At 41.3% G+C, this 25,856-nt stretch carries 26 protein-coding genes; 3 read left to right on the top strand and 23 right to left on the bottom strand.

Annotation, left to right across the window (positions count from 1 at the left end; translation table 11 throughout):
* The first annotated feature begins 474 nt into the window (after positions 1-474).
* Entirely contained in the window at positions 475-1,947 is a 1,473-nt protein-coding gene (locus AB4128_RS11785) for a peptide MFS transporter (RefSeq protein ID WP_055024999.1), read from the top strand.
* Positions 1,948-2,094: 147 nt separating this feature from the next.
* Here AB4128_RS11785 and AB4128_RS11780 read toward each other — a convergent pair whose 3' ends face one another.
* Positions 2,095-3,240, bottom strand: coding sequence for a response regulator (locus tag AB4128_RS11780; RefSeq protein ID WP_055025000.1), 1,146 nt, complete (start codon positions 3,238-3,240; stop codon positions 2,095-2,097).
* 49 nt (positions 3,241-3,289) lie between these two features.
* Positions 3,290-4,075, bottom strand: coding sequence for a VacJ family lipoprotein (locus AB4128_RS11775; protein ID WP_055025001.1), 786 nt, complete (start codon positions 4,073-4,075; stop codon positions 3,290-3,292).
* Between the two features lie 386 nt (positions 4,076-4,461).
* On the opposite strand from AB4128_RS11775, the gene AB4128_RS11770 reads away from it, so the two are divergent.
* Together AB4128_RS11770 and AB4128_RS11765 are read left to right on the top strand one after the other, a co-directional pair.
* The gene (locus tag AB4128_RS11770) at positions 4,462-6,603 is read left to right on the top strand and encodes a hypothetical protein (protein ID WP_372037755.1); all 2,142 of its coding nucleotides are present in this window, start codon (positions 4,462-4,464) and stop codon (positions 6,601-6,603) included.
* Positions 6,604-6,693: 90 nt separating this feature from the next.
* On the top strand, positions 6,694-6,993 hold the full coding sequence (locus tag AB4128_RS11765; RefSeq protein WP_372037754.1) for an EscU/YscU/HrcU family type III secretion system export apparatus switch protein: 300 nt from the start codon (positions 6,694-6,696) through the stop codon (positions 6,991-6,993).
* A 12-nt stretch (positions 6,994-7,005) separates the two neighbouring features.
* Here the strand turns inward: AB4128_RS11765 and AB4128_RS11760 are convergent, their stop codons facing one another.
* From AB4128_RS11760 to fliL, 21 genes are all read right to left on the bottom strand, one after another.
* Positions 7,006-7,404, bottom strand: coding sequence for a DUF2802 domain-containing protein (locus AB4128_RS11760; protein WP_372037753.1), 399 nt, complete (start codon positions 7,402-7,404; stop codon positions 7,006-7,008).
* Between the two features lie 85 nt (positions 7,405-7,489).
* Entirely contained in the window at positions 7,490-7,984 is a 495-nt protein-coding gene (locus tag AB4128_RS11755; protein ID WP_055025005.1) for a chemotaxis protein CheW, read from the bottom strand.
* 8 nt (positions 7,985-7,992) lie between these two features.
* Positions 7,993-9,225 carry a chemotaxis protein CheW gene (locus AB4128_RS11750; RefSeq protein ID WP_372037752.1) on the bottom strand — a complete coding sequence of 411 codons (1,233 nt, stop codon included), beginning with the start codon at positions 9,223-9,225 and terminating at the stop codon, positions 7,993-7,995.
* Positions 9,209-10,000, bottom strand: a complete 792-nt coding sequence (locus tag AB4128_RS11745) for a ParA family protein (protein ID WP_055025007.1) — start codon at positions 9,998-10,000, stop codon at positions 9,209-9,211. Before AB4128_RS11745 ends, AB4128_RS11750 begins: the two co-directional genes overlap by 17 nt.
* A gap of 41 nt (positions 10,001-10,041) precedes the next feature.
* A complete protein-coding gene (locus AB4128_RS11740) occupies positions 10,042-10,512 on the bottom strand; it encodes a membrane anchored protein in chemotaxis locus (RefSeq protein WP_372037750.1) in 471 nt (156 codons plus the stop codon).
* Positions 10,505-11,644 carry a chemotaxis response regulator protein-glutamate methylesterase gene (locus AB4128_RS11735; RefSeq protein WP_372037748.1) on the bottom strand — a complete coding sequence of 380 codons (1,140 nt, stop codon included), beginning with the start codon at positions 11,642-11,644 and terminating at the stop codon, positions 10,505-10,507. The genes AB4128_RS11740 and AB4128_RS11735 overlap by 8 nt, the downstream gene beginning before the upstream one ends.
* A 24-nt stretch (positions 11,645-11,668) precedes the next feature.
* Positions 11,669-13,975 carry a chemotaxis protein CheA gene (locus AB4128_RS11730; protein ID WP_372037746.1) on the bottom strand — a complete coding sequence of 769 codons (2,307 nt, stop codon included), beginning with the start codon at positions 13,973-13,975 and terminating at the stop codon, positions 11,669-11,671.
* Positions 13,976-13,991: 16 nt separating this feature from the next.
* Positions 13,992-14,729 (bottom strand): protein phosphatase CheZ, encoded by a 738-nt coding sequence (locus AB4128_RS11725; RefSeq protein WP_372037745.1) that lies wholly within the window; start codon positions 14,727-14,729, stop codon positions 13,992-13,994.
* A gap of 14 nt (positions 14,730-14,743) precedes the next feature.
* A complete protein-coding gene (cheY, locus tag AB4128_RS11720) occupies positions 14,744-15,127 on the bottom strand; it encodes a chemotaxis response regulator CheY (protein WP_080916243.1) in 384 nt (127 codons plus the stop codon).
* A 41-nt stretch (positions 15,128-15,168) separates the two neighbouring features.
* On the bottom strand, positions 15,169-15,888 hold the full coding sequence (locus AB4128_RS11715; RefSeq protein WP_055025013.1) for an RNA polymerase sigma factor FliA: 720 nt from the start codon (positions 15,886-15,888) through the stop codon (positions 15,169-15,171).
* Positions 15,881-16,762 (bottom strand): MinD/ParA family protein, encoded by an 882-nt coding sequence (locus AB4128_RS11710; protein ID WP_055025014.1) that lies wholly within the window; start codon positions 16,760-16,762, stop codon positions 15,881-15,883. Before AB4128_RS11710 ends, AB4128_RS11715 begins: the two co-directional genes overlap by 8 nt.
* Before the next feature lie 4 nt (positions 16,763-16,766).
* Complete coding sequence (flhF, locus tag AB4128_RS11705; protein ID WP_065108527.1) at positions 16,767-18,155, bottom strand: flagellar biosynthesis protein FlhF; 1,389 nt, start codon at positions 18,153-18,155, stop codon at positions 16,767-16,769.
* 30 nt (positions 18,156-18,185) lie between these two features.
* Positions 18,186-20,285, bottom strand: a complete 2,100-nt coding sequence (flhA, locus tag AB4128_RS11700) for a flagellar biosynthesis protein FlhA (protein ID WP_055025016.1) — start codon at positions 20,283-20,285, stop codon at positions 18,186-18,188.
* A gap of 136 nt (positions 20,286-20,421) precedes the next feature.
* Positions 20,422-21,552, bottom strand: a complete 1,131-nt coding sequence (gene flhB / locus AB4128_RS11695; RefSeq protein WP_372037744.1) for a flagellar biosynthesis protein FlhB — start codon at positions 21,550-21,552, stop codon at positions 20,422-20,424.
* Between the two features lie 7 nt (positions 21,553-21,559).
* Positions 21,560-22,366, bottom strand: a complete 807-nt coding sequence (fliR, locus tag AB4128_RS11690; RefSeq protein WP_055025018.1) for a flagellar biosynthetic protein FliR — start codon at positions 22,364-22,366, stop codon at positions 21,560-21,562.
* A 4-nt stretch (positions 22,367-22,370) separates the two neighbouring features.
* On the bottom strand, positions 22,371-22,640 hold the full coding sequence (fliQ, locus tag AB4128_RS11685) for a flagellar biosynthesis protein FliQ (RefSeq protein ID WP_055025019.1): 270 nt from the start codon (positions 22,638-22,640) through the stop codon (positions 22,371-22,373).
* A gap of 9 nt (positions 22,641-22,649) precedes the next feature.
* A complete protein-coding gene (gene fliP, locus AB4128_RS11680) occupies positions 22,650-23,396 on the bottom strand; it encodes a flagellar type III secretion system pore protein FliP (protein ID WP_055025020.1) in 747 nt (248 codons plus the stop codon).
* A gap of 5 nt (positions 23,397-23,401) precedes the next feature.
* On the bottom strand, positions 23,402-23,815 hold the full coding sequence (gene fliO / locus AB4128_RS11675) for a flagellar biosynthetic protein FliO (protein ID WP_065108528.1): 414 nt from the start codon (positions 23,813-23,815) through the stop codon (positions 23,402-23,404).
* Between the two features lie 41 nt (positions 23,816-23,856).
* Entirely contained in the window at positions 23,857-24,243 is a 387-nt protein-coding gene (gene fliN / locus AB4128_RS11670) for a flagellar motor switch protein FliN (RefSeq protein ID WP_055025022.1), read from the bottom strand.
* 9 nt (positions 24,244-24,252) lie between these two features.
* Positions 24,253-25,281, bottom strand: coding sequence for a flagellar motor switch protein FliM (gene fliM / locus AB4128_RS11665; protein ID WP_055025023.1), 1,029 nt, complete (start codon positions 25,279-25,281; stop codon positions 24,253-24,255).
* A gap of 27 nt (positions 25,282-25,308) precedes the next feature.
* Positions 25,309-25,833, bottom strand: a complete 525-nt coding sequence (fliL, locus tag AB4128_RS11660; protein ID WP_055025024.1) for a flagellar basal body-associated protein FliL — start codon at positions 25,831-25,833, stop codon at positions 25,309-25,311.
* Positions 25,834-25,856: the final 23 nt, after the last annotated feature.

Below are 25,856 nucleotides of genomic sequence, written 5' to 3'. Positions count from 1 at the left end.
TTAACCAAACTTACTCTAGTATAGGTAGGATTTTTTAACTTGCTTATCCTTAGCCACTCTCGCTTCAACACTGCATTAACCAAAACAGTGAAATACAAGCTTGAACCTGCACCAGCGTTAAACGAATACAAACCCACTACAAATCTCAACAAAGGTATCTAAAAATCCAACGAAGTTGTGATTTTATACAAGTATTTACAGAGCCAGATGTCGCATTAGCATTGACTTTTAAGGCCTTTAAAGGGTATATAAGGTTAGCTTTTTGAGGTTTTAATGATTAAAACTTTAAAATGATGACATTTAATATAATAAATAAACAACAAAGTGATTAATTTTATAGCAACTAAATTGAAACACTAACGGGCGTAGACCCTTAAATAATCAATACGTTGAAATTAATCACCATTTGCAGACAACAATTTCTGTGGCGACCCTTGTCCCGCAGGCAATCACAAGCTTAAGGTGGAAGACTTAATGAGCAATGCAAAACCACAGGGGACCATGCTTGGTCATCCCAAGGGGCTTTTCCTGCTGTTTACAACAGAATTATGGGAAAGATTTAGTTACTACGCAATGCGCGCCATTTTGGTGCTCTATCTAGTCGATAAGGTTCAATCAGATGGTGGTCATGGTCTTGGTTGGACACAAGCAGATGCAATCTCTCTTTATGGTACTTTCACAGGTCTAGTATACTTAACACCGCTTATTGGTGGTTGGTTAGCTGATAATTATTTAGGTCAACGTAAAGCCATCATGATTGGTGGTGCATTAATGGCTGCTGGTCAATTTACTTTGGCATTTCCTCATAGTTGGGCACCAGGTGCCGAAACGACTATTTTCTATATCGGTCTATTTACTCTTATCATTGGTAACGGCTTATTTAAGCCAAATATCTCTACTATGGTAGGTGACTTATATGAAGAAGGTGATCACCGTCGTGATGGTGCATTTACTATCTTCTATATGGGTATCAACGTAGGTGCATTCCTTTCAGGTATCATTGTTGGTTCGGTTGTTGCTGCTTACGATGGTAACTTCCAAATGGGCTTCTTGTGTGCAGGTATCGGTATGGTACTTTCACTGATTATTCAATTTGTTTTTGCGCAAAAATTATTAGGTGACATTGGTCGCTACCCTGCTGCAAAACTTGAAAAAGAGAAGCAAAAAGAAAAAGGTGATGTACGTAAAGAGCCATTAACTAAAGTTGAGCGTGACCGTATTAAAGTGATTATGGTTATGGGTCTGTTCACCATTATCTTCTGGGCTGGCTTTGAGCAAGCTGGTGGTCTGATGAACTTGTTCACTAATGACTTTACTGACCGTATGATTGGTAGCTGGGAAGTACCAACAACTTGGTTCCAGTCTTTAAACGCTATGTTTATTGTTATTTTTGCGCCAGTGATAGCCTCTATTTGGGTACGTCTTGGTAAAAATGAGCCTAACTCACCTGTAAAATTTGCTTTAGGTTTAGTATTACTGGGTATTGGTTTCCTATTCATGATTGGTGCGGTATTAGAAATGGGCGGTGATGCCAATGCCAAATCAAGCATGTGGTGGCTTGTAGGTGCATACTTCTTCCATACTATGGGCGAACTATGTTTATCTCCGATCGGTCTATCAATGGTAACTAAACTTGCTCCACTGCGTATTGCTTCTCTAATGATGGGTGCTTGGTTCCTATTCGTTGCTATTGCAAACAAAGTTGGCGGCATTGTAGGTTCATTCATTGGTCATGGTGGCGAGAAAGAAGAGCAACTTGCTAATGCAATGGCTATTTTCGCTGGTATCGCAATTACTTCTGCTGTATCAGGCATTATCCTTTACTTCATGGCTGACAAGCTCGTTGACTGGATGCACGGCGCTGAAGGACACAATGAAAGCGAAGAAGAAGCATTAGCAGAAGAAATCGCTGTTACTGCTGAACACGAAGCGATTAAACCAAGTTAATCGATAAGTGTTAAAAAGCTAAAAACCTCGCAATTGCGAGGTTTTTTTATTTTACTTTCTTAATGCTTGTTGGCTAATGACTTATCACTTATTTAAAAACTTGAAACAGCCCTAAATAAACCCACCTTGTCTTATACTAGTAACCGACTAGTTAACCGCTAACTCAATAAAACCACCAGCAGGTACAGTTTCATCATAATATAATCCGTCAAATTCATTGTTCAAAAGTTTATTACGATGCTGACTAATATTACTGGCGATACAAATTTTTTCTTCAGGCATTAACGTTCTAAACTGCATACTTGGTTTATTCCATTCAACAGTTCCCAGCTGTAACGATTCAGACATTGCCAATGGCGCAAGCCCATTATTATTACGTAAATAACAGCGTAAACCGCTACCAGCCTGCCCTATTGCCACTCTAAAGTTACTTAAATCAATGCAGACATAAACAATATCTACAAATAAATTAATGCCAGAATTAACCATACGGTCATTTAGGTAGCTCAACATATTAAACGGCTCAATGAGTGTGGTGCTCAATCCATTTCTAAATAACTTTAGTTTTTGATTTACGAAACTTCTTAATAGTACGCAGCCAAATGCAGCACGATTATCCTCGGGATGGAAATGAGCCATATACATCATTAAGTGATTGTCACCCACCATCGTTGAGTCAATAAAGTAGGCACTGACATCACTATTTTTGCAGAGGCTATAATGAATTTTAGCTGATGGATAACACACATTTGATGCAGGAAATAATTGCTGCTGAACACTTTTAGCCGCTTCTGAATTATGTTCAAGCAAACTGAAATTATCGGTTAACTCTTGGTAGGATAAATCCTGACTCATGTTTGCCGCTGAATTAATCACCGCGTCACTATCATTAAAATCGAGATGTTCTAATTGCGTGTTTTGTGGGGAAATAGCTTGCAAGATGGCTTGTTCGATAATACTAAAATCAGCCAAAGGTTTAACCAAATAATCACTGGCGCCATATCGCAAAGCCTCAACAACATCGGCCATGACATTGTTTCCAGAAATGACAATTGAAGGCACTGCTGGATTAATTTTAATAATTTGCTTGAGCATCCCTAACCCATCGAGTTTAGGCATACTCAAGTCTGCAATCACAATATCAACAGTATGAGCCTGAAATTCACTGACACCTTCGTTACCATCTGCGGCTTCGAATACAACGGCACCTTGCTGGACTAAAAAATCGGCCAACAATTGCCTAAAAACTGAATCATCTTCAACTAACAGCACAGCGACATCTGTTAATGCCATACTTTTCCCCGGCAGATTATCTACCGGCGAAATAATTAGTCCGGCAGGTTTACTCGAGCTCTAATAGGTATTCTTCGAGTAACTCGTCATCGTCTTGTTTTGAAGGCACATTGCCGTCATAAACTTTATAATCCATATACTGAAAATAGGCTTCTTTTACAAAGGTATATGGATCAAGCGCATTATCCAATAAGCGTTCTTGATCAATAGCAGCTGCACGAGAATCAAGGTTTTTTAAACCCCATTTCAAAATTGACTGCCATAACAAGAACTCTGATAAAGGAAAGTATAGACCATCAACCCAATCTGAGGCGAGTTCCCTTGTCACATAGGGGCCAAAAAAAGGCGCCATAAAATAAGGCCCATTTGGTACACCGTAATAGCCCAAAACTTCGTTAAATTGATCTTGTTTTCTTACCATCCCCATCATGTCAGCAACATCAATGATGCCGAATAAACCTAAGGTGGTATTAACTGTGAAGCGGCCACCAGCATTGGCCGCCCAGCCCCATTTTCCTTGTAATGCATTATTCACAAGTGAGCTTGGCTCTTCAAAGTTACGTACAAAGTTATTGACACCTGATTTAACGGGTAAGGGTAAATAATCGTTGTAGCCGTGGGCTATGGGGCGAAATAAATGCCTGTCTAGCACCAAGTAATTAAAGTCCCACATTGCACGGTTAAAACCTTCAATAGGGTCTCTTGGGTCGTTATAAATAACTTCAACTGCTGGTTTTACGGTTGCTTGAGGTGCATTGGTTGAAGCTTCTTCAGCGTGCGCTAAAAAAACCGAATTACCCAACATCAAAGAAAGTAACATCCATTTATACTTCATACATCTCTCTTTAGGGAATTAGTAACTACCAGCAATTGACAATAATTATGATACTAATGAGTACGTTATATACATATGATGAGATCAAATAGAGACTACAAAGAAAGTTGGAAATCATCATATTCTTGCTGATAGTGTTAAAGCTTAATCTTAGTAAGTCGATAAAAGAGCACTGAGGTTATAACTTGTTCATTGAGCTTATCGGCAACGATAAATAACAAAATCATTTAAACAATAAGTCAATATTTGTAAGTTTAGCAATGTTACAAATACCACCAAGTGACTTACGATTAGGCTACACAATGACTTTTAAGGATACGTGTGGCCAACAAGATATCAACCATTAAATTGTAATAGAACATATTATAAGGTGCTATTGCCCTGTTATGACAACTATCAAAACAAGTGCACATATAGACAAAAGTGAGGTAGGTGCCGCATTAAAAAATGCAGCTAAACCCCACAGTCTAAACTCGTCCTCGTCAAGGCCAGCATCGTCACAATTAGAACAGGGTGCTGTGCTGGTTCCTGCTAAAATAATTGCTGATAAACCAATAGCTAATTCTTCAACAAGTCGTGCACAAGTGGATAAGCCTCAACCAGCAGCGAATCCAAGACAAGTTACACTTGATATAAAAGGTAAACAGATACAATTTAAACCGAGCCTGCAAGTCAACCAACTGTTGCAGGCTGGCGCTAAAGTCATGATTAGCGCCGAGCAAGTCACTCAGTTGACAACCAGCACACAGCCAAGCCCAACACAAGCCGTTAATCTAGGGCAACAACAAATTGTCATTGTGGGCCAGCCTGTTAGGCTTAACTTACCGGATGAAATTTTAAATATTGCCTATTCAAATGGAATTTCATCCAAGCAGCTTTTGACGTTAGCATCTCGACCACAAGGTTATCCGCTACCAATTGTAAACATCAATACCAATGTAATGAGATTCGATAATGGCACCAATGTCACTGTTTCAACATTACCCACACTACCTAGTGGTACCCAAGTTGCCTATGTATCTCAGATCGCAGGCAAACTGCAGCTCATATTAAGTCCAGTAAGACTTATAGAGTCGGTACCAATGACACTAAAAGTCGACCATATTACCGATGCGAGTACTAAGGCGGCGCCCAGCTTGACCTCCCAATTAGACCAACGCATTATCACTCGAAATGAACCGGTCCAGGTCTTATCGCAATTTTTAAAAAAGCTTGAGCACATGCCTGCAGCTATAGAGAGTAGTCATGCCAGACCGGTACAATCTAATACAACCACGTACCCAGTGCAGAACCCTTCTACAGAGTTGATTGCAAAACAAAGCCATCAAGAACAAGCTTTGTTTATAAAAATTAAAGATGTATTAACGAGCCCTTTCAATAACAGAAGCATTGACCTTCTCAACAGCAATGTTTCGCAATTATTATCTAAAGGGGCGTCGTTATCTCCAGATCAGTTTAAACAACTCACCAACCTTATTCTACAAATGGCTCAATCAAGCAATGCTGGGAGCTTGAGGGTGACGCAGGATCAAATAGCTGCGATTACTGCGCAGGTGAATAAGTTAACCCCTCAAGCTAAGCTTGATGCCGCTCATATTAGCGCAGCAACTAAACTAACTGGCGAAACTTTGGCGAATACAGTCTCGAATAGCACTGTGGCTGGTAATAGTCTAGTTAGTCATAGTAAGTCACCATTTGAAGTACTAAACCAAAATTTATCTAAAGCTGGTGCAATGCCCTCTCAGCAAGCCGATACTGCTCAATCACAAAGCCTAGCATCACAACTATTAAAAATACTGCCTAAGCTCGATCCATCGCCAATAACTGAGTTAGTTAATCCTCAACTTCTAAAGGCTGAACTAACACAGCTTGCAAACCTTAACCTGAGCCAAACAGCATCTATTCCAAATAGCACGCTAATGGGCGGAGCAATAACAAGTCTATTTCAATTATTGCTCGGATTTAAACTCAAAAGTGTTAATACCAGTATGAGCCCGAAGCTGCAAAACTATATGGCTAAATTACAACAGAAAGTTGTTAGTTCAATGACCGCCAATCATCCGATGCTAGCAGCATTAGATAAAGCGGGCAGCTTAGAATCACTCACTAAATTTGCATCAAGTGTGAACCTTTACCAACAAGCGAGTAATGAAAACAGTCAAACGCAGACTTGGTATTTTGCTTTACCTTATTCTATTGGGCAAAGAAATGAGCAGTTTGAAGGCAAATTTGAACAGTCAACAGCTAAGGATGAAGATGAAAAACAGCAAGGCTGGCGTCTCCAGCTTAAGTTTAACCTTGCCCACGGCCCATTACTAATTAGTGCCCATAAACAAGGTGAGTACCTAGACTTAGTCTTCGCTGGTGACAATCCTGCTATTTTGTCAAAAGTGGATTCATTTCAAGAAGCATTAGCTGAAAAAATAAACCAAGCAGGCTTACAAGCGCGAGAGATAAAAACCACTGTAGCCCCAGTTGCCGCGACCTTATTACCTGGCGACCATTACTTGGTGAAAACCAACGCTTAATAAAGCTGGGAGAGTAAAACCAGTACAAGTGAAATCAGTGTTTAGTCAAAACACGTTTTTAATTGAAAGCAATTAAAGAATAGGATATGTATGAGTAAGATTAAGAAAGCGGTTGCATTGAGCTTTGATGGAAAAGAAGCGCCAAAAGTAACAGCAACAGGCAAGGATTTAGTCGCGCAAGAAATCATTGCTTTAGCAGAAGCAACGGGGGTTTATATCCATCAGGATGAGCATTTAAGTGATTTTTTACAATTGCTAGAGCTAGGTGAAGAAGTTCCCAAAGAGCTCTACACGCTAATCGCAGAGCTCATTGCATTTATCTATATGCTAGATGGTAAATTTCCTGAGCAATGGAATAACCTTCATCAAAGGATCTTAGATAAAGCCTAATGACAATGTACGCTATTTTTTATGTAAACGAATGATAAGTTCAGCTTCGGCTTTCGGTAATTCACATTCTTCCATTAATTCTTGTACCCCAGCGCCTAACCCCACCATTTTTAATGCGCGAGAATATAACTTAGACTGGGGATCTTGCTGACTGGCCTCTTCAATCATATCTGATTGTTTAGCAATCTTTTGCTCGAGTTCTAATACTCTTTTACCTACCCCTATAGTGCCACTTCTTAGCTCTTGCAGCTCGCGCTTGACCGACTCGCGCTGTCGATCATTTTCTTTCACTAACAAGGTAAGTGCATCAACTTTGCTTTGCAGCTTAGCTGTTTTTTTACTAAACACAGCCCAAAAAATTGCCCCTGCAACAACAATAATAGCGATAAGAATCAGCAACTCTTGTGACATTTATTTTCCTTGGTAAATTTTTTAGTCATTAAAACACAAAAGCCAGCAAAAAATAATGCTGGCTTTCATTGGTATAGCGTTAACACTATAACTGAGTGATTTCAGCCCACTCATCATCCGATAATAATTTATCTAAGTCGACTAAAATAAGTAACTCATTGTCACGGTTGCTCACACCTTGGATAAATTTAGCACTTTCTTCAGTGCCGACATTCGGTGCATTATCAATTTCAGAGCGGCGTAAGTAAACGACTTCAGCAACGCTATCCACTAAAATACCAATAACTTGTTTTTCAGCTTCAATGATAACGATACGAGAAGAGTCATCGACCTCAGCCGAATCAAGGCCAAAGCGCGAGCGTGTATCAATAACAGTAACCACATTACCACGAAGATTAATAATACCCAGTACATATAATGGCGCACCTGGTACAGGGGCGATTTCAGTGTAACGTAACACCTCTTGTACTTGCATCACATTAATGCCGTAGGTTTCATTATCTAACTTAAATGTTACCCACTGTAAAACTACATCTTCTTTACCCGTAGCAACCGCTGCTACATTTCTTGAGTCTGTCATAAATAACCTCAGTCAATCGAATCTTGACAACCTAATCCTGCATCTAGCATTTCAATAAGCGCTTGCACGTTTAAAATGCCACACATTTGTTCTTTTACCACACCAGCAAGCCACGGACGCTTACCAGGTTTTTCACGCCAATTAACTTGTGATTTATCTATTTTTACAGCGTTAACTAATGACTCACAAGCCAAGCCCCAATCACTGTCTTCTAGCATTACTAAATACTGATAATCTACGCTTTCAGCCAATTCTTTAGTGTATTTCTCTGGCATAACCCAGCGGCAACTATCCACTACATTAACTTTTTGCTCCCTGCGTGTTTGTACTCCTAAAAACCAATCCGGGCGACCTATTAGATGACTAATATGCTCTATTTTAACAATACCACCTAGACTTACCAATGGCACAGCAAGTGTCAGCCCTGCAACATTAAAAAACAGTACCTGAAACTCATTATCAAGCACTTCTTGCAAGTTTTGAGTGACACTTGGTGGTGTTGCTCCAGTTTGTAAAGCAGGAGATGACTCTCGTTTACTATCAAGGGTGTCTTCCCTTGAATGGTTTTTCTTTAATGATATATCGGCAGTTTTTTCAGATACTTTACTGACAGATGCGCCAGAAGTGTCAATTTTTTTATCTAGGCTGTTTACCTGAGTTTCAGGGCTTGCTTGGGTAAGCTTTTCCCTCAATAACTGTGCTTTTAATTTAATATCATCTTGAACCTTGCTACTTGAAGGTTGTTTAATATCCGCAGCAAGATTTTCTTGTGCTTTTTCTAATGTTGGCTCGACAACACCTTGCTTCTTAATCGTTGCACTAGCGGCTGGTTCAGCATGTTTCGACACGACTGAAAGTAATTTAGATAAAGCCGCTTTATCAACTGGAGGTTCAGCAAACGCTTTGCTCTGTTGTGATGTGCCAGCAACCCTAGCCTCGTTGAGCTGCGGAACATCGTCAGTTGGAGCGACAGGCTTGTGTACCACTTTGCTGTGCTTTTTCTTGAAATCTACTGAATTGATATCTCGAGGGTTAGCTGCTGTTTTTTCATTTATTAATGCCTCGTGAGTATCAATAGTCTTTTTCGTTGCGGCAATGGAGTTAGTTGCATTGTCTGTTTTAGCAGTTGTTGAATTAGATAAGGGAGTTTCGGAGTCAGCTACGCCTGCCGGCTCTTCTGGAGCTTCTTGTAATAAAACAGAAAAAAAATCAAAAACAGTTTCGTCAACCGATTTTGACATGCTTAAACTCCTTGGCGAGCAAAAAATCTAATAGTCGATTATAAGCTTTCATTCCTCGGCTGCTCGGGGAGTAGTGAGAAGCAGGGACATGCGCAAGACTCGCATCTCTAAACTTAGTATCGACAGGAATAACATCTGGCCACAAGGTATCAGGATATTTTTCTTCTAACGACTGCAATGCAATAGGTGATGCTTTGGTTCTTCTATCGAACATGGTAGGTAAAATGGTAAAACTATAGGTCGTTTTTTTAGAACGCCCCATTAACCCCATTGTTTTAACCATACGTTCTAAGCCTTTAATCGCCAGAAATTCTGTTTGCACAGGAATAACGATATGCTGGCTCGCAGCCAATGCATTGACCATCAACACCCCTAAAATAGGTGGACAGTCGATGATAGCCACATCGTATTTATCTGCAAGTAACGAGGTCACATTTCTAAGTACTAACCCCATCCCCTCTTGATGACCGAGCGCTCTATCTAGGGTAGCAAGGGCCATTGAAGCAGGAATAATATCCAATCCATCGATGGATGTGGGGACGATATGCTTTTCAACACTTTCAAGAGTGAGGGTCTTATGTGAAAGGAAAATATCATATAGTGAGCTTGGGATTTCTTCTGAATCAATGCCGAGATAGTAACCCAATGAAGCATGAGGATCCGTGTCAATCATAAGCACTTTTTGGCCACGTTTTACTAACGCACCCGCTAAACTTGCCACCGTTGTGGTTTTGCCGACACCACCCTTTTGATTAGCAATTGTCCATACTTTCAAATCACGCCTCATTACTCATAAGTGTTTGCACTATATTATTGTTATTGCTTGTTATTGCTATTACTAGGCTCAGCCTCACGTGTGGTAACTCTGATCCCCCCATGGGGTAAGGTAATCACTTTCACACCTTGTGCATTTTCAGTTACAACTCCGTTTGAAATGACTGAGTTTGAAAATTGCTGCTCAGCATTAGTGTTTGCCGCGGGCTGTGATGAAACCGCATCACTCCCTGGGCCAAACGTCATTGTTATTCCTTCTCCATCAGCCGCTCTTGCCGCCAAAGCTTTAGTTTGATCAGGGTATTTCGCTAACCAATTGGCAATATCTGCAGCCTGTTCATCGGGTACCATCAATAATACTTGCGATGCTTTAAGCTCTTCTACTTGTTTTGTTAATTCTCGGTTTTCTTTAGCAAGCTCAAAATAAAGTGCGCCAAGCGCAATCACTCCAATAACCAACAAAAACACGACAAGCATGTGCTGGGTCGACATTGAATGGCTCACTTTAGCCACGAGCAGTCTCTTTCAAAATCGCTTCAGCCATATTATCTAAGGCTATAGAGTGTGATGATATTCCCGCTGATGTAACGGCTTGAGGCATGCCATAAACAACACAACTCGCCTCATCTTGCGCCCAAATAGTGGCACCAGCGGCCTTTAACATTCTAGCACCTTCACGGCCATCTGCTCCCATTCCTGTTAGCACAACGGCCATAACATCGCTGCCAAATGCTTTTGAAGCAGAAGCAAAGGTAATATCGACACTGGGTTTGTAGTTCATGTCAGCATTACCTGCAATCACTTTTAATCGCCCTAGCGCCCCCGCTTTTTCTATCATCAATTGCATGCCACCTGGCGCTAAATACGCACAACCGGGTTTCAAGGTATCGCCAGTTTGTGCTTCTTTCACGTCAATTTTGCATAAGCTATTGAGTCGACTGGCAAATGCTGGAGTAAAAGCAGCAGGCATATGTTGAATTAGCAATATTGGATGAGGATAACTAGCTGGAAATGACGTCAAAATTTTCTGCAGTGCGACTGGACCACCTGTCGATGTGCCGATTAGCAATGCTTTATATTTTTTACCACTTGCTCTAATGGATGACACAGATGTGGCATTAACTGGTTGTTCGCTAGCTGCACTCGTTTTTGAACGCAGTGATGTCAGCGAACTGGTAGACTTGCCTGTTGAATGACTACTCAACGGACGAGAAGTCGCATTGGCACGAGCTATAGGTTTATACAGTCTTCTACGACCTAACGCTTTTACCCTTTGTTGTAGTAGCTTAATCGCATCATCTTTATTAGATGCGATATCTTCAAATCGTTTAGGTAAAAAGTCTAACGCACCCGCATCTAATGCATCAAGCGTCGCCTGCGCACCATCATGGGTTAATGATGAAAACATTAAGATCGGTGTTGGATTCGAAGCCATGATATGGCGCACGGCAGTAATACCGTCCATAACAGGCATTTCAATATCCATAGTAATCACTTGAGGCTTAAGCTTCTCAGTCATCTCAATGGCTTCTTTGCCATTAACTGCAACACCAACAACTTCTAGGTCAGGATCTTGATTAACAATCTCACTGACCCGTCGTCTAAAGAAACTTGAGTCATCTACAACTAATACTTTGGTAGCCATTTAAGTCCTTAAAAATTGGAACTCTTACTTCTTATTCTTGGCGTAATATTTCAGCAATCCAGGTACATCTAAAATAAGTGCAATACCACCATCAGAAGTAATTGTTGCCCCAGCCATTCCTGGCGTACCTTGTAACATACTGCCAAGAGGCTTAATCACAACTTCTTCTTGGCCGATTAAGGCGTCAACGACAAAACCAATTTGCATTGTCCCTAACTGAACAATCACTACATGGCCTTGCTGCTTATCACCATGAGTAAAGTTGGTCTTATTTCGGTGTAACCATTGCTCTAGATAGAATAGCGGTACCGCTTTATCACGCACAATGACAGTTAATTGACCATCTACTACATTTGTTTTAGTTAGATCGAGATGGAAAATTTCGTTAACACTTGATAACGGTAAGGCAAAGACTTGTTTAGCCACATCCACCATCAAGGTTGGCATAATTGCTAACGTCAGTGGCACTTTAATTTCTAAAATGGTGCCTTTACCCTTCACAGAATCAATATGTACGGTTCCGTTAAGCTGGGTAATACGTGTTTTAACGACATCCATACCAACACCACGGCCGGAGATGTCTGAAATTTCAACTTTGGTCGAAAAGCCTGGTGCGAAAATCAAGTTATAAGCTTCATTATCAGTCATTCTAGCGGCTGAATCTTCATCCAATACACCACGACTAATAGCAATTTCTTTTAACTTATCAGCATCCATTCCAGCGCCATCATCTTCAATTTTGAGAAGAATATGATCACCTTCTTGGCTTGCCGACAGGGTAATTGTACCTGCACGTGACTTGCCATTGGCTTCACGCGTGATAGGCATTTCAATACCATGATCCACTGAGTTTCTCACCAAGTGAACCAAAGGATCGGCTAATGCTTCAACCAAGTTTTTATCAAGGTCGGTATCTTCACCCACCATGACTAAATCAATTTCTTTATTTAATGTTCTCGCTAAATCACGTACAACTCGAGGGAAGCGACCAAACACTTTCTTGATCGGTTGCATACGTGTTTTCATCACTGCGCCTTGAAGGTCAGCAGTAACAAGATCGAGGTTAGCTAAAGCTTTAGACATCTCTTCATCATCGCGAGAAATACCTAAACTTACTAATCGATTTCTAACCAGAACCAACTCACCGACCATATTCATAATTTGGTCGAGTCTCGAGGTATCTACGCGAACAGTTGTCTCACCTTGAGGCATTTGCGCTTTTGCAGGCTCTGCCTTCTTAGCCACAGCTGCTTTAGGCGCTGCTGGCGATTTTGCAACCGGAGCAGCTTTCTCTACTTTAGCTGCAGGAGTTGCAACTGGTTCAGCAGCTTTAGCTTGGGTAGTTTGCGCTTTATCTGCAGCTGACTGACTTGCGTTTGATGGCGATGAGCTTGTTGATGATGAAGCAGGCTTTGAGGATGTCGATGCTGTTGCTGCAGGTTTAACGGCCGCTGGTGCAGACCCCTTTCCATGCAACTCATCTAATAACTTTTCAAATTCGTCATCAGTAATATCATCGGCATCTACGGCAGGTTCTTGTTCAACTGGCGCAGGAGTCGCTTTCGCTGTTGGCGCGGCATTAAAACCACTTGAACCATGAAGCTCATCTAATAGCGCTTCAAATTCATCATCGGTGATTTCATCGCTGCTGGCAGCTGGTTCAGATTCAGCAACTGGCGCAATTGCAGGTTCAGGCTCAACTTGAGACGTTGGACTTTTTCCTTCACCATGAAGTGCATCAAGTAAAGCTTCGAATTCACTTTCGTCGATATCATCAATAGAGCCTGACGCATCTGAGATTTCGTCATCAAGTTGTGCTTCAACTGCAGGTTCTTCAACAGTCTCTACAACGTCTTCAGAAATTGATTCAATAAATTCTTCGACAACTTCAACTTCATGATCGGCATGAGCTGCACTGCCAGCAAGCTCTGATGGCAAAGGCTCACCAGAACTTAATAATTTGAGTTTTTCCAACAACTCAGGATCAGCATCATCTTGTTGCTGACCTTGCTGAGTTTGTTCGAACATGCTGTTGATGGCATCAACTGCTTGCAGAATAATATCCATTAATTCTGCATTTACTTGGCGCTTGCCCGTTCTTAGTAAGTCAAAGGTATTTTCTGCCTCATGACAGACATCGACCATTGGGCCTAAACTTAAAAATCCAGCACCACCTTTAACAGTGTGGAACCCTCTAAAAATAGCATTCAGTAAATCAGCATCATCAGGATTATTTTCAAGAGCGACAAGTTGCTCTTGCAGAAGCTCTAAAATTTCACCAGCTTCAATTAAAAAGTCCTGGAGTATCTCTTCATCAACATCAAAAGACATTAAATTTGACTCCTAGTTAGAAACCCAGACTTGAGAGCAGATCATCCACTTCATCTTGGCCAGTCACCACGTCTTCACGTGTTTCAGCATTCAAGATAGGGCCTTCTGCTTCAATTTTATTTTCATCAACGACCCGTGCCGAGTCAGCTGCATTTTCGCCAAAGATGGTTAGCATTGACACTAAACTGCTTTCCACTTCTCTGACTAAATCAATAACACGACGGATCATTTGCCCGGTTAAGTCTTGGAAATCTTGCGCCATCAATATCTGATTGAGCAATTCTCTTAATCGACTTGAGTCATGTTCGCTATGAGACATGATATGTTGGACGTCATGACACAGAGCCTTAAACTCATTAAGAGCAATGTCTCTACGCATCAATTTATCCCACATTGGCGTGACCGATTGAATGTTATTTATTATTGTATCGGCCAAAGGTAAACATTCTTCAACTGCATCCATGGTTTTATTTGCAGCTTGCTCTGTCATATCGATGACAAAGTTCAATCTTTCTTTTGCGTCAGGTATTTCGTTGTTGGCAAGTTCGGCTAAACGCGTATCTAATTGGAATTCATTTAATGAACTGTGTAATTGACGTGTCAATTTACCCACTTCATCAAACAACTCTCTTTGAAGCGGCGCTGATAAGTCACGAATGACGTCATCAGCTTGTTCTTGTTGTCCATCTTCAAGTAGTGCTACGAGCTGCCTGGCTTGCTCAAGGTCGATTAACCCCGATATTGCTGCCTGCATAACTTATCCTTAGCTTATGCTAAACGCTCAAAGATTTTATCGAGTTTTTCTTTTAGCGTTGCAGCGGTAAACGGTTTAACAACATAACCATTCACACCAGCTTGCGCTGCTGCGATAATTTGTTCGCGTTTTGCTTCTGCGGTCACCATTAAAACAGGTAAATGTTTTAATGAATCATCAGCACGAATAGCCTTTAGCAAATCAATTCCTTGCATGCCTGGCATATTCCAGTCAGTGACAACAAAATCAAATTCGCTTTTTTGTAACATTGGTAAGGCGGTTGAGCCATCATCTGCTTCTTGGGTATTATTAAACCCCAAGTCTCGCAACAAGTTCTTGATGATGCGTCTCATTGTTGAAAAGTCATCAACAATAAGAATCTTCATATTCTTGTCCAAGGTTTCCTCCGGTGAGCTTCACACTGTGCTTTTATTAATAATTATACCTGTGTCCAATGCTTAAGCTTGCCTTTAAGACGCAGCATTGCCTGACTTAATATCTGGCTAACACGCGACTCGCTGACCTCAAGAATGGCACCGATTTCTTTTAAATTTAATGCTTCGTCATAATATAGCGACAAAACTAACGCATCTCTTTCGGGTAATGTTGTAATTGCTTCGGCTAACGCAGATTTAAACTGAGTTTCAGCTAAGGAATCAAAATTTTCATCGTGAGTTGTTTCCTCACTTACAATCACATCTTCAGAAACACCAAGATCTTCTATTCCGATGACTTTACCGACTGACACATCATTGAGAATATGGTGATATTCTTCTAATGTCATTTCTAGCTTTTCAGCAATTTCGGTGTCTCTAGCATCACGGCCAAGTTCTTGTCCTAGTTCATCAATAACCTGAGCCACTCGGCGCTGATTACGGTGCACAGAACGAGGAACCCAGTCTCCGCGACGGATTTCATCAATCATAGAGCCACGAATTCTGATGCCTGCAAAGGTTTCAAATTTTGCCCCTTTGCTTCCATCAAACTTCGTTGATGCTTCTAGCAACCCCATCATCCCTGCTTGTAATAAGTCATCTAATTGCACTGATGCTGGCAGCCTTGCTAGCATGTGATGTGCAATTCTTTTTACCAACGGAGCATACTGTTCAACAATTGAAGTTTTATTATCAAACTGAGTATACGCGGCGGCTTTATTCACTCGTAGTATCCTCTTGTGGATCTTTACGCTGAACTAAACGTTCAACAAAAAATTCAAGATGTCCACCAGGCTGTTGCGGTATCGGCCAGCTCATAATTTTATTCGCTAAACCATGGTATGCAATGGCCGCAGGAGACTTAGGAAAGGCTTCGATAACTAATTTTTGTTTACGTACAGACTTACGTAAGTTCTCATCGAATGGCACCGTAGCAACCAATTCTAAAGCCACATCTAAGAATCTATCGGTTACTTTACTCAGTTTGGCAAATAACTCCATACCTTCGCGTAAACTTCGTACCATATTTGCTACAATTTTGAACCGGAACACACCATGTTCACGACTCAGGATTTTTATCAAGGCATATGCATCGGTAATTGATGTCGGTTCATCACAAACCACAATCAATACATCTTGTGAAGCACGAGAGAAACTTAACACCATATCTGAAATACCTGCTGCCGTATCGACAATCAGTACATCAAACTGGGTTTTCATTTCGCTGAAAGCACGAATTAGTCCAACGTGCTGAGCTTGAGTCAATTCAACCATCGCTTGTGTACCTGAAGTGGCCGGTACAATACCGATCCCTTTAGGACCACGAACGATAATATCATCCAGTTCAGCTTCGCCAGACAGTACATGAGATAAGTTACGTTCAGCTCGAATACCGAGCATCACATCGACGTTCGCTAAGCCTAAATCGGCATCAAGTACGAGTACTCGTTTACCTTTCTCTGCAAGGGCAACAGCTGTATTAATTGACACACTGGTTTTACCCACGCCGCCTTTACCGCCACTTACTGCGATTACTTTTACTTTGTCGTTATTTGGTTGATTCATCATACGTAAACCACTTGCTTGATCTCGGGTCATATTTTTACTCGAATGCGTAGGCCATGTCATTTGACCACGCAGTGTCAGGTGACGTTTGAGGTTTGGTGTCGTTTAATGCTGCTAACGCTTGTTTTGCTAACATTAGCGTATCTGCAACTTGCATATCTTCTGGAACACGTTGACCATCAGTTACATAACTTAATGGTAACCCATTTTGAATCAATACACTTAATGCGCCGGCAATCGATACGGATTCATCTAGTTTTGTCAAAATAACTCCCGATAACGGGATGCGTTTAAAATGCTCAACTGCATCTTGTAACACTCTGCGTTGTGAAGTTGCTGACATGACTAAATAACTTCTAATCGGTATTCTTGTATTTGCCATTAAATCATCTAATTGCTGATATAGGCGTAAATCACGTTGTCCCATACCTGCAGTATCTATTAATACTAACTTACGATTCTTAAACTGATAAAGAATTTGTTCTAATTCAGCTAAATCATGTGCCTGTTTAACAGGACAGCCCATTATTTTGCCATAAGTTGCTAATTGCTCAAAGGCTCCAATACGATAATGATCGGTTGTAATTAATGCAACTTGCTCTGGGCCATGATGTGCAGCAAATCGAGCAGCTAGTTTTGCTAGTGAGGTCGTTTTTCCAACACCTGTTGGACCAACAAAAGCAACAACGCCACCAGTGCGCACAATATCATCACCTTGATTATCTAATAAATTCGCTAAACTCTGTGGTAGTGCTCTAACCAAATCTGCTGGGGTATATTGTTGACTAAGCCCTGCTAATTTTGCGGCAACAGCAGGAGAAAACTCAGCATTAATGAGTTTACTTTCAAGCATAGCCCCAACTGGGTCTGTACGTTTTTTCTGATCCTTCATCAATGATGAAACTTGATGGGTCAACAATCCTCGTAATGACGCCATTTCTTCGCGCATGGCTTCCATTTCTTCAGATTGACTATGATTTCTTGATGAACTTCTTGGTTGGTCGAATTGCGGCTGCGGTTTACTGTCAGCTTTAGCGGCTTTAGTATCTTGAAGCTGTTTTGCCCAATCAGGTAATTCCGTTTCTTCTACTCGCTGAGTCATCTGTTGCTGTAAACGATTATGCTGCTTTTCTAATAACGCTTGCAGAGAGTCTGCCGCTGGTGGTGGGCTCACTTTGGTCTGTGCTTTAACTGATGGCTTGTTGATACCTAACGAAACTTGGTCATCACTCACGTCCATAAAACCTGGAACAGGTGAATTCACTGCAACATCAGCTTTTGGCTCGTCGTAATCAACAGCTGCAACAATTTCTATACCACCAGTGACTTTCTTATTTGACATGATCACAGCATCTGACCCCAAGGTGTCTTTCACTTGAGCTAATGCTGAACGCATGTCTTTGGCAAAAAATCGTTTAATTTTCACTTAACACCTCTTTCAAACAGAAAGTCATCGCTATTGCCCTACTGCAGATACTATGCGTATTTGCTTTTCATCAGGAATTTCTTGATAAGAAATAACCCGTAAATTCGGGATAGTATATTTAACAAATCGTGACAGCGTTGACCTTAGCATACCTGATGTCAATAAAATGGCTGGCTGACCGACCATTTCTTGCTTCTGAGAAGCGTCTAATAATGACTTCTGCATGCGTTCTGCAAGGCCTGGTTCAATATTTGGCCCTTCACCGCCTGTCGCTTGCATAGACTTGTGCAACATCTGTTCCAACTCTGGCGCCAATGTTATGACAGGGATTTCTAATTCTGGTCCAGATATCTCTTGAACAATCATTCTCTTCAATGCAATCCGCACTGCGGCTGTTAATACTTCAGTATCATTACTCTTTGTACCGTATTCTAACAGTGTTTGCACTATTGTACGTAAATCTCGTATAGAAACACCTTCATTGAGAAGGTTTTGCATCACTTTAACCACTGAGCCAAGTGGCATGATGTCTGGAATAAAGCCATCAATAAGCTTCGGAGAGTTTTTAGCTAGCATGTCCATTAATTGCTGTACTTCTTCATAGCCCAGTAATTTCGCAGCATTGTTCGTCAATAACTGACTAATATGAGTCGCTACTACCGTTGCGGTATCCACGACCGTATACCCTAATGTTTGGGCATGTTCACGCTGCTCAGGTGCTATCCATACTGCTTCTAAACCAAAGGCTGGGTCAGTTGTCTCTATGCCATCAAGTTTACCGTAAACTTGTCCCGGGTTGATGGCAAGTTCACAGTCGTGCCTAACTTCAGCCTCACCAACAACAACCCCCATCAGCGAGATTCGATAACTATTTGGTGATAAATCCAAGTTGTCGCGAATATGCACAGCGGGAACAAGGAAGCCTAACTCTTGAGATAGTTTTTTACGCACCCCTTTAATACGGCCAAGTAATTCGCCGCCTTGACCTTTATCCACAAGAGGAATTAAGCGATACCCCACTTCTAGTCCAATAGTGTCAACATGTTGAACATCTTCCCAGCTCAGCTCTTTGGGTTCAGCATCTTTAACTTCTGCTGGGCTGCTCACAGCTTTTTCAAGGGCCGCAGTTTTAGCGTCATTATTACGTTTATAAATCATGTAAGCTGCAATGCCAGTAATCACAGCAAAAGTTAAGAAAGCAAAATGAGGCATTCCAGGGACAATACCCATAATGAACAATACAGCAGATGCAATCGCCATTGATTTATGACTATCAAACATCTGGCTAATCATCATACCGCCCATGTCACCAGATTCATTTTGACGAGTGACCATTAACGCAGCAGCAATCGATAGTAACAATCCAGGAATTTGAGCAACTAAGCCATCACCAATAGTGAGCAGAGTATAAATTTCAACGGCACTCGAAAAATCTAGCCCATGTTGCACCATACCAATAACAAAGCCACCAAGAATGTTGATGACCAAAATCATGATACCCGCAATGGCATCACCTTTTACAAATTTTGACGCACCATCCATCGCACCGTAAAAGTCTGCCTCTTTAGTCACTTCAGCACGTCTAACTCGAGCTTGGTCTTGCGTCAATGTACCTGCGTTAAGGTCTGCATCAATCGCCATTTGTTTGCCGGGCATAGCATCCAATGTAAAGCGAGCGCTGACCTCAGAAATACGTCCAGCACCTTTAGTTACAACGGCAAAGTTGATAATAATCAAGATAAGGAAAACCACTAAACCGACAGCATAGTTACCACCGATAACGACTGAGCCAAATGCCTCAATGACTTTACCTGCAGCATCTCCACCGTTGTGGCCTTCTAACAATACAATCCGAGTGGAAGCGACATTAAGCGCTAGACGTAATAAGGTCGCAACGAGAAGCACACTAGGGAAAGCAGCAAAATCTAATGGACGATCAGAATAAATAGCAACTAACAGCACGACCAGAGCAAGTGCAATGTTAAATGAAAACAAGATATCGAGTAAAAATGCGGGCATTGGTAGCACGACCATGCCGAGTGCAGCAAGTACCAATAGCGGTGTACCAACACCTTTGAAAGTACTGAATCTAACTTGTTTAACTTGGCCTAATGCTGCTTTTACATCCATCAGTAGGAAACCTTTATAGTAATATTCTTGACGCTAACGTCTCTAATTAGCAATTACTACGCCAAAAGAAAGGTTCAAACAGAAATACTCAGCTGAGTGGCCAAGTTATAACCAAAAAACAATAAATAAATCTCAGTTAGTGTTTTAAGTCATCGGGGATGGGTTGATTTAAAGGAATAGGTTTAGGGCGCTTCCCTTTGCCTTTTTGATATTGTTTAAGTTGAAAAACATAGGCCAGAATTTGAGCAACAGCAGTAAAGAGCCCTTCTGGCACTTGCTGTTCAATTTTCGTAGTATGATAAATGGCACGGGCTAAAGGCGGTGCAGAGACAATCGGTACTTCATGCTCTCGAGCAATTTCGCGTATTTTAAATGCGACATCATCCACACCTTTCGCCACTAAAAATGGCGCAGATGATTGCATAACATCGTATTTTACAGCCACAGCGTAATGCTCGGGGTTTACCACAATAACATCGGCATTAGGGACTTCAGACATCATGCGCTTATTCGCCATTTCATGCTGCATTTGCCTAATACGCCCTTTCACTTCAGGCTTACCTTCAGTGTCTTTATATTCATCTTTTACTTCTTGTTTGGTCATTTTTAATTGTTTGTTGTGATTCCATATTTGAAATGGCACATCAATAATTACAATGAATAACATCGAAGAACACAGTAAAATAAACATCCACACTAATAGATCTAGCGCATGATATACATTGCCAGGCAAGTGGTCAGTCGACAGTGTCAAAATGTCAAAGAAGTAAAAACTTAACAAGAAATAGGCTGAAATGGCCACCACAGAAAATTTGGCAATCCCCTTAGTCAGCTCTACCAATGCTTGAGTACCAAACATCCGCTTAAAGCCTTTGGCAGGATTCATTTTACTGCCTTTAGGCATAAAAGCTTTTACAGAAAACGTCATACCACCAAGAATGATATTACCGATAAATGCGATGACAGTTAAAAAGCCAATAAAGCTGAATAACGGAAACGCGAGCTCTGTGCCAATTATTCCCCAAACGAGAAACATGGAGTTGGTATCAAAAATCTGGTCACGTTCCATGGTCAAAATTTGCGTCATGATGGTGTGCAGACTTCGCGCAAGGTTTGGCCCCACAATAGCAAAGCCCACTGCTGATGCGAGTAATACCGCCGCAGTACCTAATTCTTTTGAACGTGCCACCTGCCCTTTATCACGCGACTGTTGCAGTCGCTTGGCGGTGGGTTCCTCGGTGCGTTCTTGACCAGTATCTTCTGCCATCAGTAATTTACCGAGTTATCGAGCCGTCAGTTTGACAGGTCAGTTGCAAAATATCACACATCAATACTTGGCCTTGCAGCCAAACCTCATCGAAATGAGACATGATGGGTCCTAAAGTTAACCACAAAATTAGCAATCCACTCACCATAGTGACTGGAAAACCAATTGCGAAAATATTCAATTGAGGTGATGCACGAGTCATTACCCCAAAAGAAAGGTTTATTAATAATAAGGCGACAATCGCTGAAATTGACATGGTGAGTGCAGCGCCAAACATATAGCCACCAAACTCAGCAAGTCTGCGATAATTTGTAATTGTGAAGCCCTGATTTGAAATAGGAATAGTATCAAAACTCGCCACCAGCATAGTAAACATCAGCAAATGCCCGTCCACGGCAAGAAAAATCAATGTTGCCAATAATAAAAAGAAATTACCTACAACGGGTGTCTGCTGCCCTGAGCCTGGGTCAACCATTGACGCAAAACCCAAACTGGTTTGCATACCAATAATTTGTCCAGTTAATACAAAAGTTTGCATGACCAAAATAGTGACAAACCCCATTGCAGTACCGATAAGAATTTGTTGCGCTGTAATAAACACTGCACTTAACGAAAATAGCTCAATATTGCCGACGGGTTCAGGTAACACTGGCGCCACAGCAATGGTAATGGCGACTGATAATAATAAGCGGACTCTTGCTGGAGTGGTGTTAGCGCCAAATACCGCCATGACCATCAACATTGAGGAAATTCTAAATAACGGCCAGACATAAGCTGCTATTGTTTGGCTAATTTCCTCAAATAGAATCTCCATCAAGCTAGCCTATCACTTGAGGGATCATATCAACCATGGTGTAAAAGAAATCCATCATGGTTTGCACTAACCAATGGCCTAAAAACATTAATGAAAAAAGCGTCATTAACAGCCTTGGTAAAAAGCTTAAGGTTTGCTCATTAATTGAGGTGGCCGCTTGAAACACAGCGACAATTAAACCGACAAAAAGACCCGGTAAAATAATCGCTGATACGATCAATACAATAACCGACAGCCCTTCGCGAAATATATCAATTAACGACTCTGGTGACATAGTTGTCCCTTACGTGCCGAAACTGTTGGCAAGTGTTCCCATGACTAATCCCCAACCATCAACTAATACAAACAACATAATCTTGAATGGTAAAGAAACAATCATCGGCGATAACATCATCATACCCATCGCCATCAAAATACTCGCAACCACTAAATCGAGCACCAAAAATGGCACAAACAACATAAAGCCAATTTGAAAAGCAGTTTTTAATTCGCTGGTGATAAAAGCAGGTACCAGAACACTCATAGGCACTTGCTCTGGAGATGAGATATTGGTGTAACCAGAAATTTCAATAAAGGTTTCTAAGTCTGTGGTTCTGACTTGAGACAGCATAAATGCCCTAAGTGGCTCTTTGCCTACCTCATACGCTTGCTGCATCGTCAGTGATTCATTGATATATGGCTCAACCGCTTGGTCGTAAATTTTGTCGAAGACTGGCGCCATGATAAAAAATGTCATGAACATGCTCATACCAATCAACACTTGGTTTGAAGGGGTTTGCTGTAATCCAAGCGCTTGACGCAAAATAGAAAGCACGACAATGATACGGGTAAATGAAGTCAGCATGATGACCATGGCTGGAATAAAGCTCATCGCCGTCATCAATAACAAAATCTGCATTGTTACTGAATATTCAGTGCTACCATCGGCCCCTGTTGTGACTGTGACGGCTTTTAAAATACCGTCTTCTGCAAAGCTATAAGGGGTGAAAAATAATGCCGTCAATAATGTCAGAACAATCCATTTTTTCATTATCGTTATTCCTTGGAAGCTGACTTAGCTTGCTCTTTGGCTTGCTTTAAACGGCTTGCAAATGAAGTGGTTTCAACTTGTACTGCGCTGTCTAATTTTTCAATCAGATTCACTTGCTGCGCGGTCACGCCGAGTAAATATTGTTGGCCTTCTAGCTCAACAAGCACCAGTTTTTCTTTTTGCCCTAACGGCGTCATTGCAACGGTTTTTATGACACCTTGGTTAGATTGAACGAGGTTTAGCTTTTTAACGATGTATGCCAGTACAAAAATGATCGCAATCACTAATATCAGGCCACCCATCATACTGGATAAGGCTGCAATATTTGATGTTTCCGCCCCCCGAGTAGCCACCACGGGTGACGCAGCCTCATTGACAGCAGAACTCGCAATGGCGAACAAACTAACAGCATTTAACACAAATAAATCCTTTACTAATTGATGGGTGTTTTATCTCTATTTTACTTAAGCTTTTTGATCCGTTCAGTTTGGCTGATCACATCTGTTAGGCGAATACCAAATTTATCATTCACCACAACCACTTCACCATGGGCAATCAAGGTACCATTAACCATAACATCTAATGGTTCACCCGCCACCCTATCAAGCTCAACAACTGAGCCTTGGTTAAGTTGCAGTAAATTACGAATACTAATAAAGCTTCGCCCTACCTCCATCGAGATGGTGACAGGAATGTCCATGATGCTATCAAGTTTTTCTGCTTCTTCTTTTGAAATAGGCGCAGACTCATCAACTAACTCATCAAGCTCGACTTGTTCAGCAACATTTGCTTCTTCAAGAGCTTGCTCTGCCATCGCTGCTGCCCAATCATCAGTATCATCACTCATTACTTCACCTTATAATTCTGAAATATCACGCGCTTTACCTTTCTTACGCGTAATTAATTGTAGTTCCGATTTAGCGGTTTCTGGTCGAGGTATTTTCTCGCTGATTTTTAACGCTAAGTTATCTCTAGATTTACCTAATTTACATCGATAAGTCGGTAAATCTTCGATTCGCATCATGATGTGTTCTGGTAATTCAATCGGTATCACATCACCAGCTTTAAACTCCATGACATCTCTAAGAGTCACTTCATGTTCAATAATATTGGCATCGATTCCAACCTGTACGTCCATGATTTCATCACGTAATGCTTGGCCCCAGCGCATGTCGGTATCTTGTTTATCACTTTGAACACCCGCATCTAATAATTCTCGAATCGGCTCAATCATTGAATACGGCATCGTGATATGAAAATCACCACCGCCGCCATCCACTTCAATGTGGAATGAGTTAATCACCACAACTTCAGTTGGGCTAACAATATTCGCCATTGCAGGGTTAACTTCAGAGTCAAGGTACTCAAATTCGACATCCATCACTGGCGCCCAAGCATCCTTGTAGTCTTCAAAAATAATTTTCAGCAATAGTTGTACAATGCGACGCTCGGTCGGGGTAAATTCACGCCCCTCAATCTTGGCGTGGAAACGTCCATCACCACCAAAGAAGTTATCAACGAGAATAAATACCAGACGCGCTTCCATCGTGATAAGTGCAGTCCCTTTTAGCGGACTGAAACGCACCATATTTAAACTTGTTGGCACAAATAACGTATGCACGTATTCGCCGAACTTGAGCATTTGTACGCCATTAATCGAGACTTCGGCTGCACGGCGCATCATATTAAACATGCTAATGCGAAGATGACGAGCAAAACGTTCGTTTACAATTTCCAGCGTCGGCATTCGCCCACGCACAATTCTATCTTGAGATGAGAAGTCATATACCCGAGTATCGTCATTCTCATTAATGTCATCTTCATCGACATCATCAACACCATGGAGTAGCGCATCAATTTCGTCTTGGCTTAATAAATCACTCACGTCATCACCTTGGCTTTTTCACTGGCGTTATTGCATTACGAAGCCAGTAAATAGTACTTTTTCGACTATTTTTCGACCCGCTACAGGTTGCAATGTATTTTGCACGTTTAGTAAGGCCATTTGTCTTAACTCGTCTTTTCCAGCTTGAGTACTGAGCTTTTGAACATCAGCAGCACTAAATGTTGTCAGTAACGCATCTTCAATTAAAGGAATATGCATTTTAGCTGTTTGACCATCGTCGCCACGTACCATTAGTTGAACTTTAATTTCAACTAACCTTGCTCTATCGACTCCTGGTAAATTAAACAAAAACGGCCTAGGCATACCGACGTAGTTCGCTTTACCTTTGGTTGAATCATCTTCCACCACTTCACTTGTTGCTGCTGTGCCCGGTGTCGTTGAAGCAGACTCTTCATCTCCACCTAAAAAGAACATTGCAGCACCTGCGATAACCGCAAGCAACACCACACCTATCACAATAAAAATGATGAGCTTCTTTTTACTTTTAGGTTGGTTCTCTGTGGTTAACTCTAAAGACTCTTCTTCAGCCATAATTCATTCCATTTATTTATTGC

The organism is Shewanella sp. 10N.286.52.A9 (assembly GCF_041468985.1).
GTDB classification, from domain to species: domain Bacteria; phylum Pseudomonadota; class Gammaproteobacteria; order Enterobacterales; family Shewanellaceae; genus Shewanella; species Shewanella japonica.
The sequence above is the reverse complement of the archived record's forward strand: the minus strand, read 5'-3'. Positions and strand labels throughout refer to the sequence as shown.

What these genes read in the sequence shown, in the direction of transcription:
- AB4128_RS11785 (WP_055024999.1), top strand. Translation starts at nt 475, where the DNA reads ATGAGCAATGCAAAACCACAGGGGACCATGCTTGGTCATCCCAAGGGG.
- AB4128_RS11780 (WP_055025000.1), bottom strand. Translation starts at nt 3,240, where the DNA reads ATGGCATTAACAGATGTCGCTGTGCTGTTAGTTGAAGATGATTCAGTT.
- AB4128_RS11775 (WP_055025001.1), bottom strand. Translation starts at nt 4,075, where the DNA reads ATGAAGTATAAATGGATGTTACTTTCTTTGATGTTGGGTAATTCGGTT.
- AB4128_RS11770 (WP_372037755.1), top strand. Translation starts at nt 4,462, where the DNA reads ATGACAACTATCAAAACAAGTGCACATATAGACAAAAGTGAGGTAGGT.
- AB4128_RS11765 (WP_372037754.1), top strand. Translation starts at nt 6,694, where the DNA reads ATGAGTAAGATTAAGAAAGCGGTTGCATTGAGCTTTGATGGAAAAGAA.
- AB4128_RS11760 (WP_372037753.1), bottom strand. Translation starts at nt 7,404, where the DNA reads ATGTCACAAGAGTTGCTGATTCTTATCGCTATTATTGTTGTTGCAGGG.
- AB4128_RS11755 (WP_055025005.1), bottom strand. Translation starts at nt 7,984, where the DNA reads ATGACAGACTCAAGAAATGTAGCAGCGGTTGCTACGGGTAAAGAAGAT.
- AB4128_RS11750 (WP_372037752.1), bottom strand. Translation starts at nt 9,225, where the DNA reads ATGTCAAAATCGGTTGACGAAACTGTTTTTGATTTTTTTTCTGTTTTA.
- AB4128_RS11735 (WP_372037748.1), bottom strand. Translation starts at nt 11,644, where the DNA reads ATGGCTACCAAAGTATTAGTTGTAGATGACTCAAGTTTCTTTAGACGA.
- AB4128_RS11730 (WP_372037746.1), bottom strand. Translation starts at nt 13,975, where the DNA reads ATGTCTTTTGATGTTGATGAAGAGATACTCCAGGACTTTTTAATTGAA.
- AB4128_RS11725 (WP_372037745.1), bottom strand. Translation starts at nt 14,729, where the DNA reads ATGCAGGCAGCAATATCGGGGTTAATCGACCTTGAGCAAGCCAGGCAG.
- AB4128_RS11710 (WP_055025014.1), bottom strand. Translation starts at nt 16,762, where the DNA reads ATGACCCGAGATCAAGCAAGTGGTTTACGTATGATGAATCAACCAAAT.
- flhA (WP_055025016.1), bottom strand. Translation starts at nt 20,285, where the DNA reads ATGGATGTAAAAGCAGCATTAGGCCAAGTTAAACAAGTTAGATTCAGT.
- flhB (WP_372037744.1), bottom strand. Translation starts at nt 21,552, where the DNA reads ATGGCAGAAGATACTGGTCAAGAACGCACCGAGGAACCCACCGCCAAG.
- fliR (WP_055025018.1), bottom strand. Translation starts at nt 22,366, where the DNA reads ATGGAGATTCTATTTGAGGAAATTAGCCAAACAATAGCAGCTTATGTC.
- fliQ (WP_055025019.1), bottom strand. Translation starts at nt 22,640, where the DNA reads ATGTCACCAGAGTCGTTAATTGATATATTTCGCGAAGGGCTGTCGGTT.
- fliP (WP_055025020.1), bottom strand. Translation starts at nt 23,396, where the DNA reads ATGAAAAAATGGATTGTTCTGACATTATTGACGGCATTATTTTTCACC.
- fliN (WP_055025022.1), bottom strand. Translation starts at nt 24,243, where the DNA reads ATGAGTGATGATACTGATGATTGGGCAGCAGCGATGGCAGAGCAAGCT.
- fliL (WP_055025024.1), bottom strand. Translation starts at nt 25,833, where the DNA reads ATGGCTGAAGAAGAGTCTTTAGAGTTAACCACAGAGAACCAACCTAAA.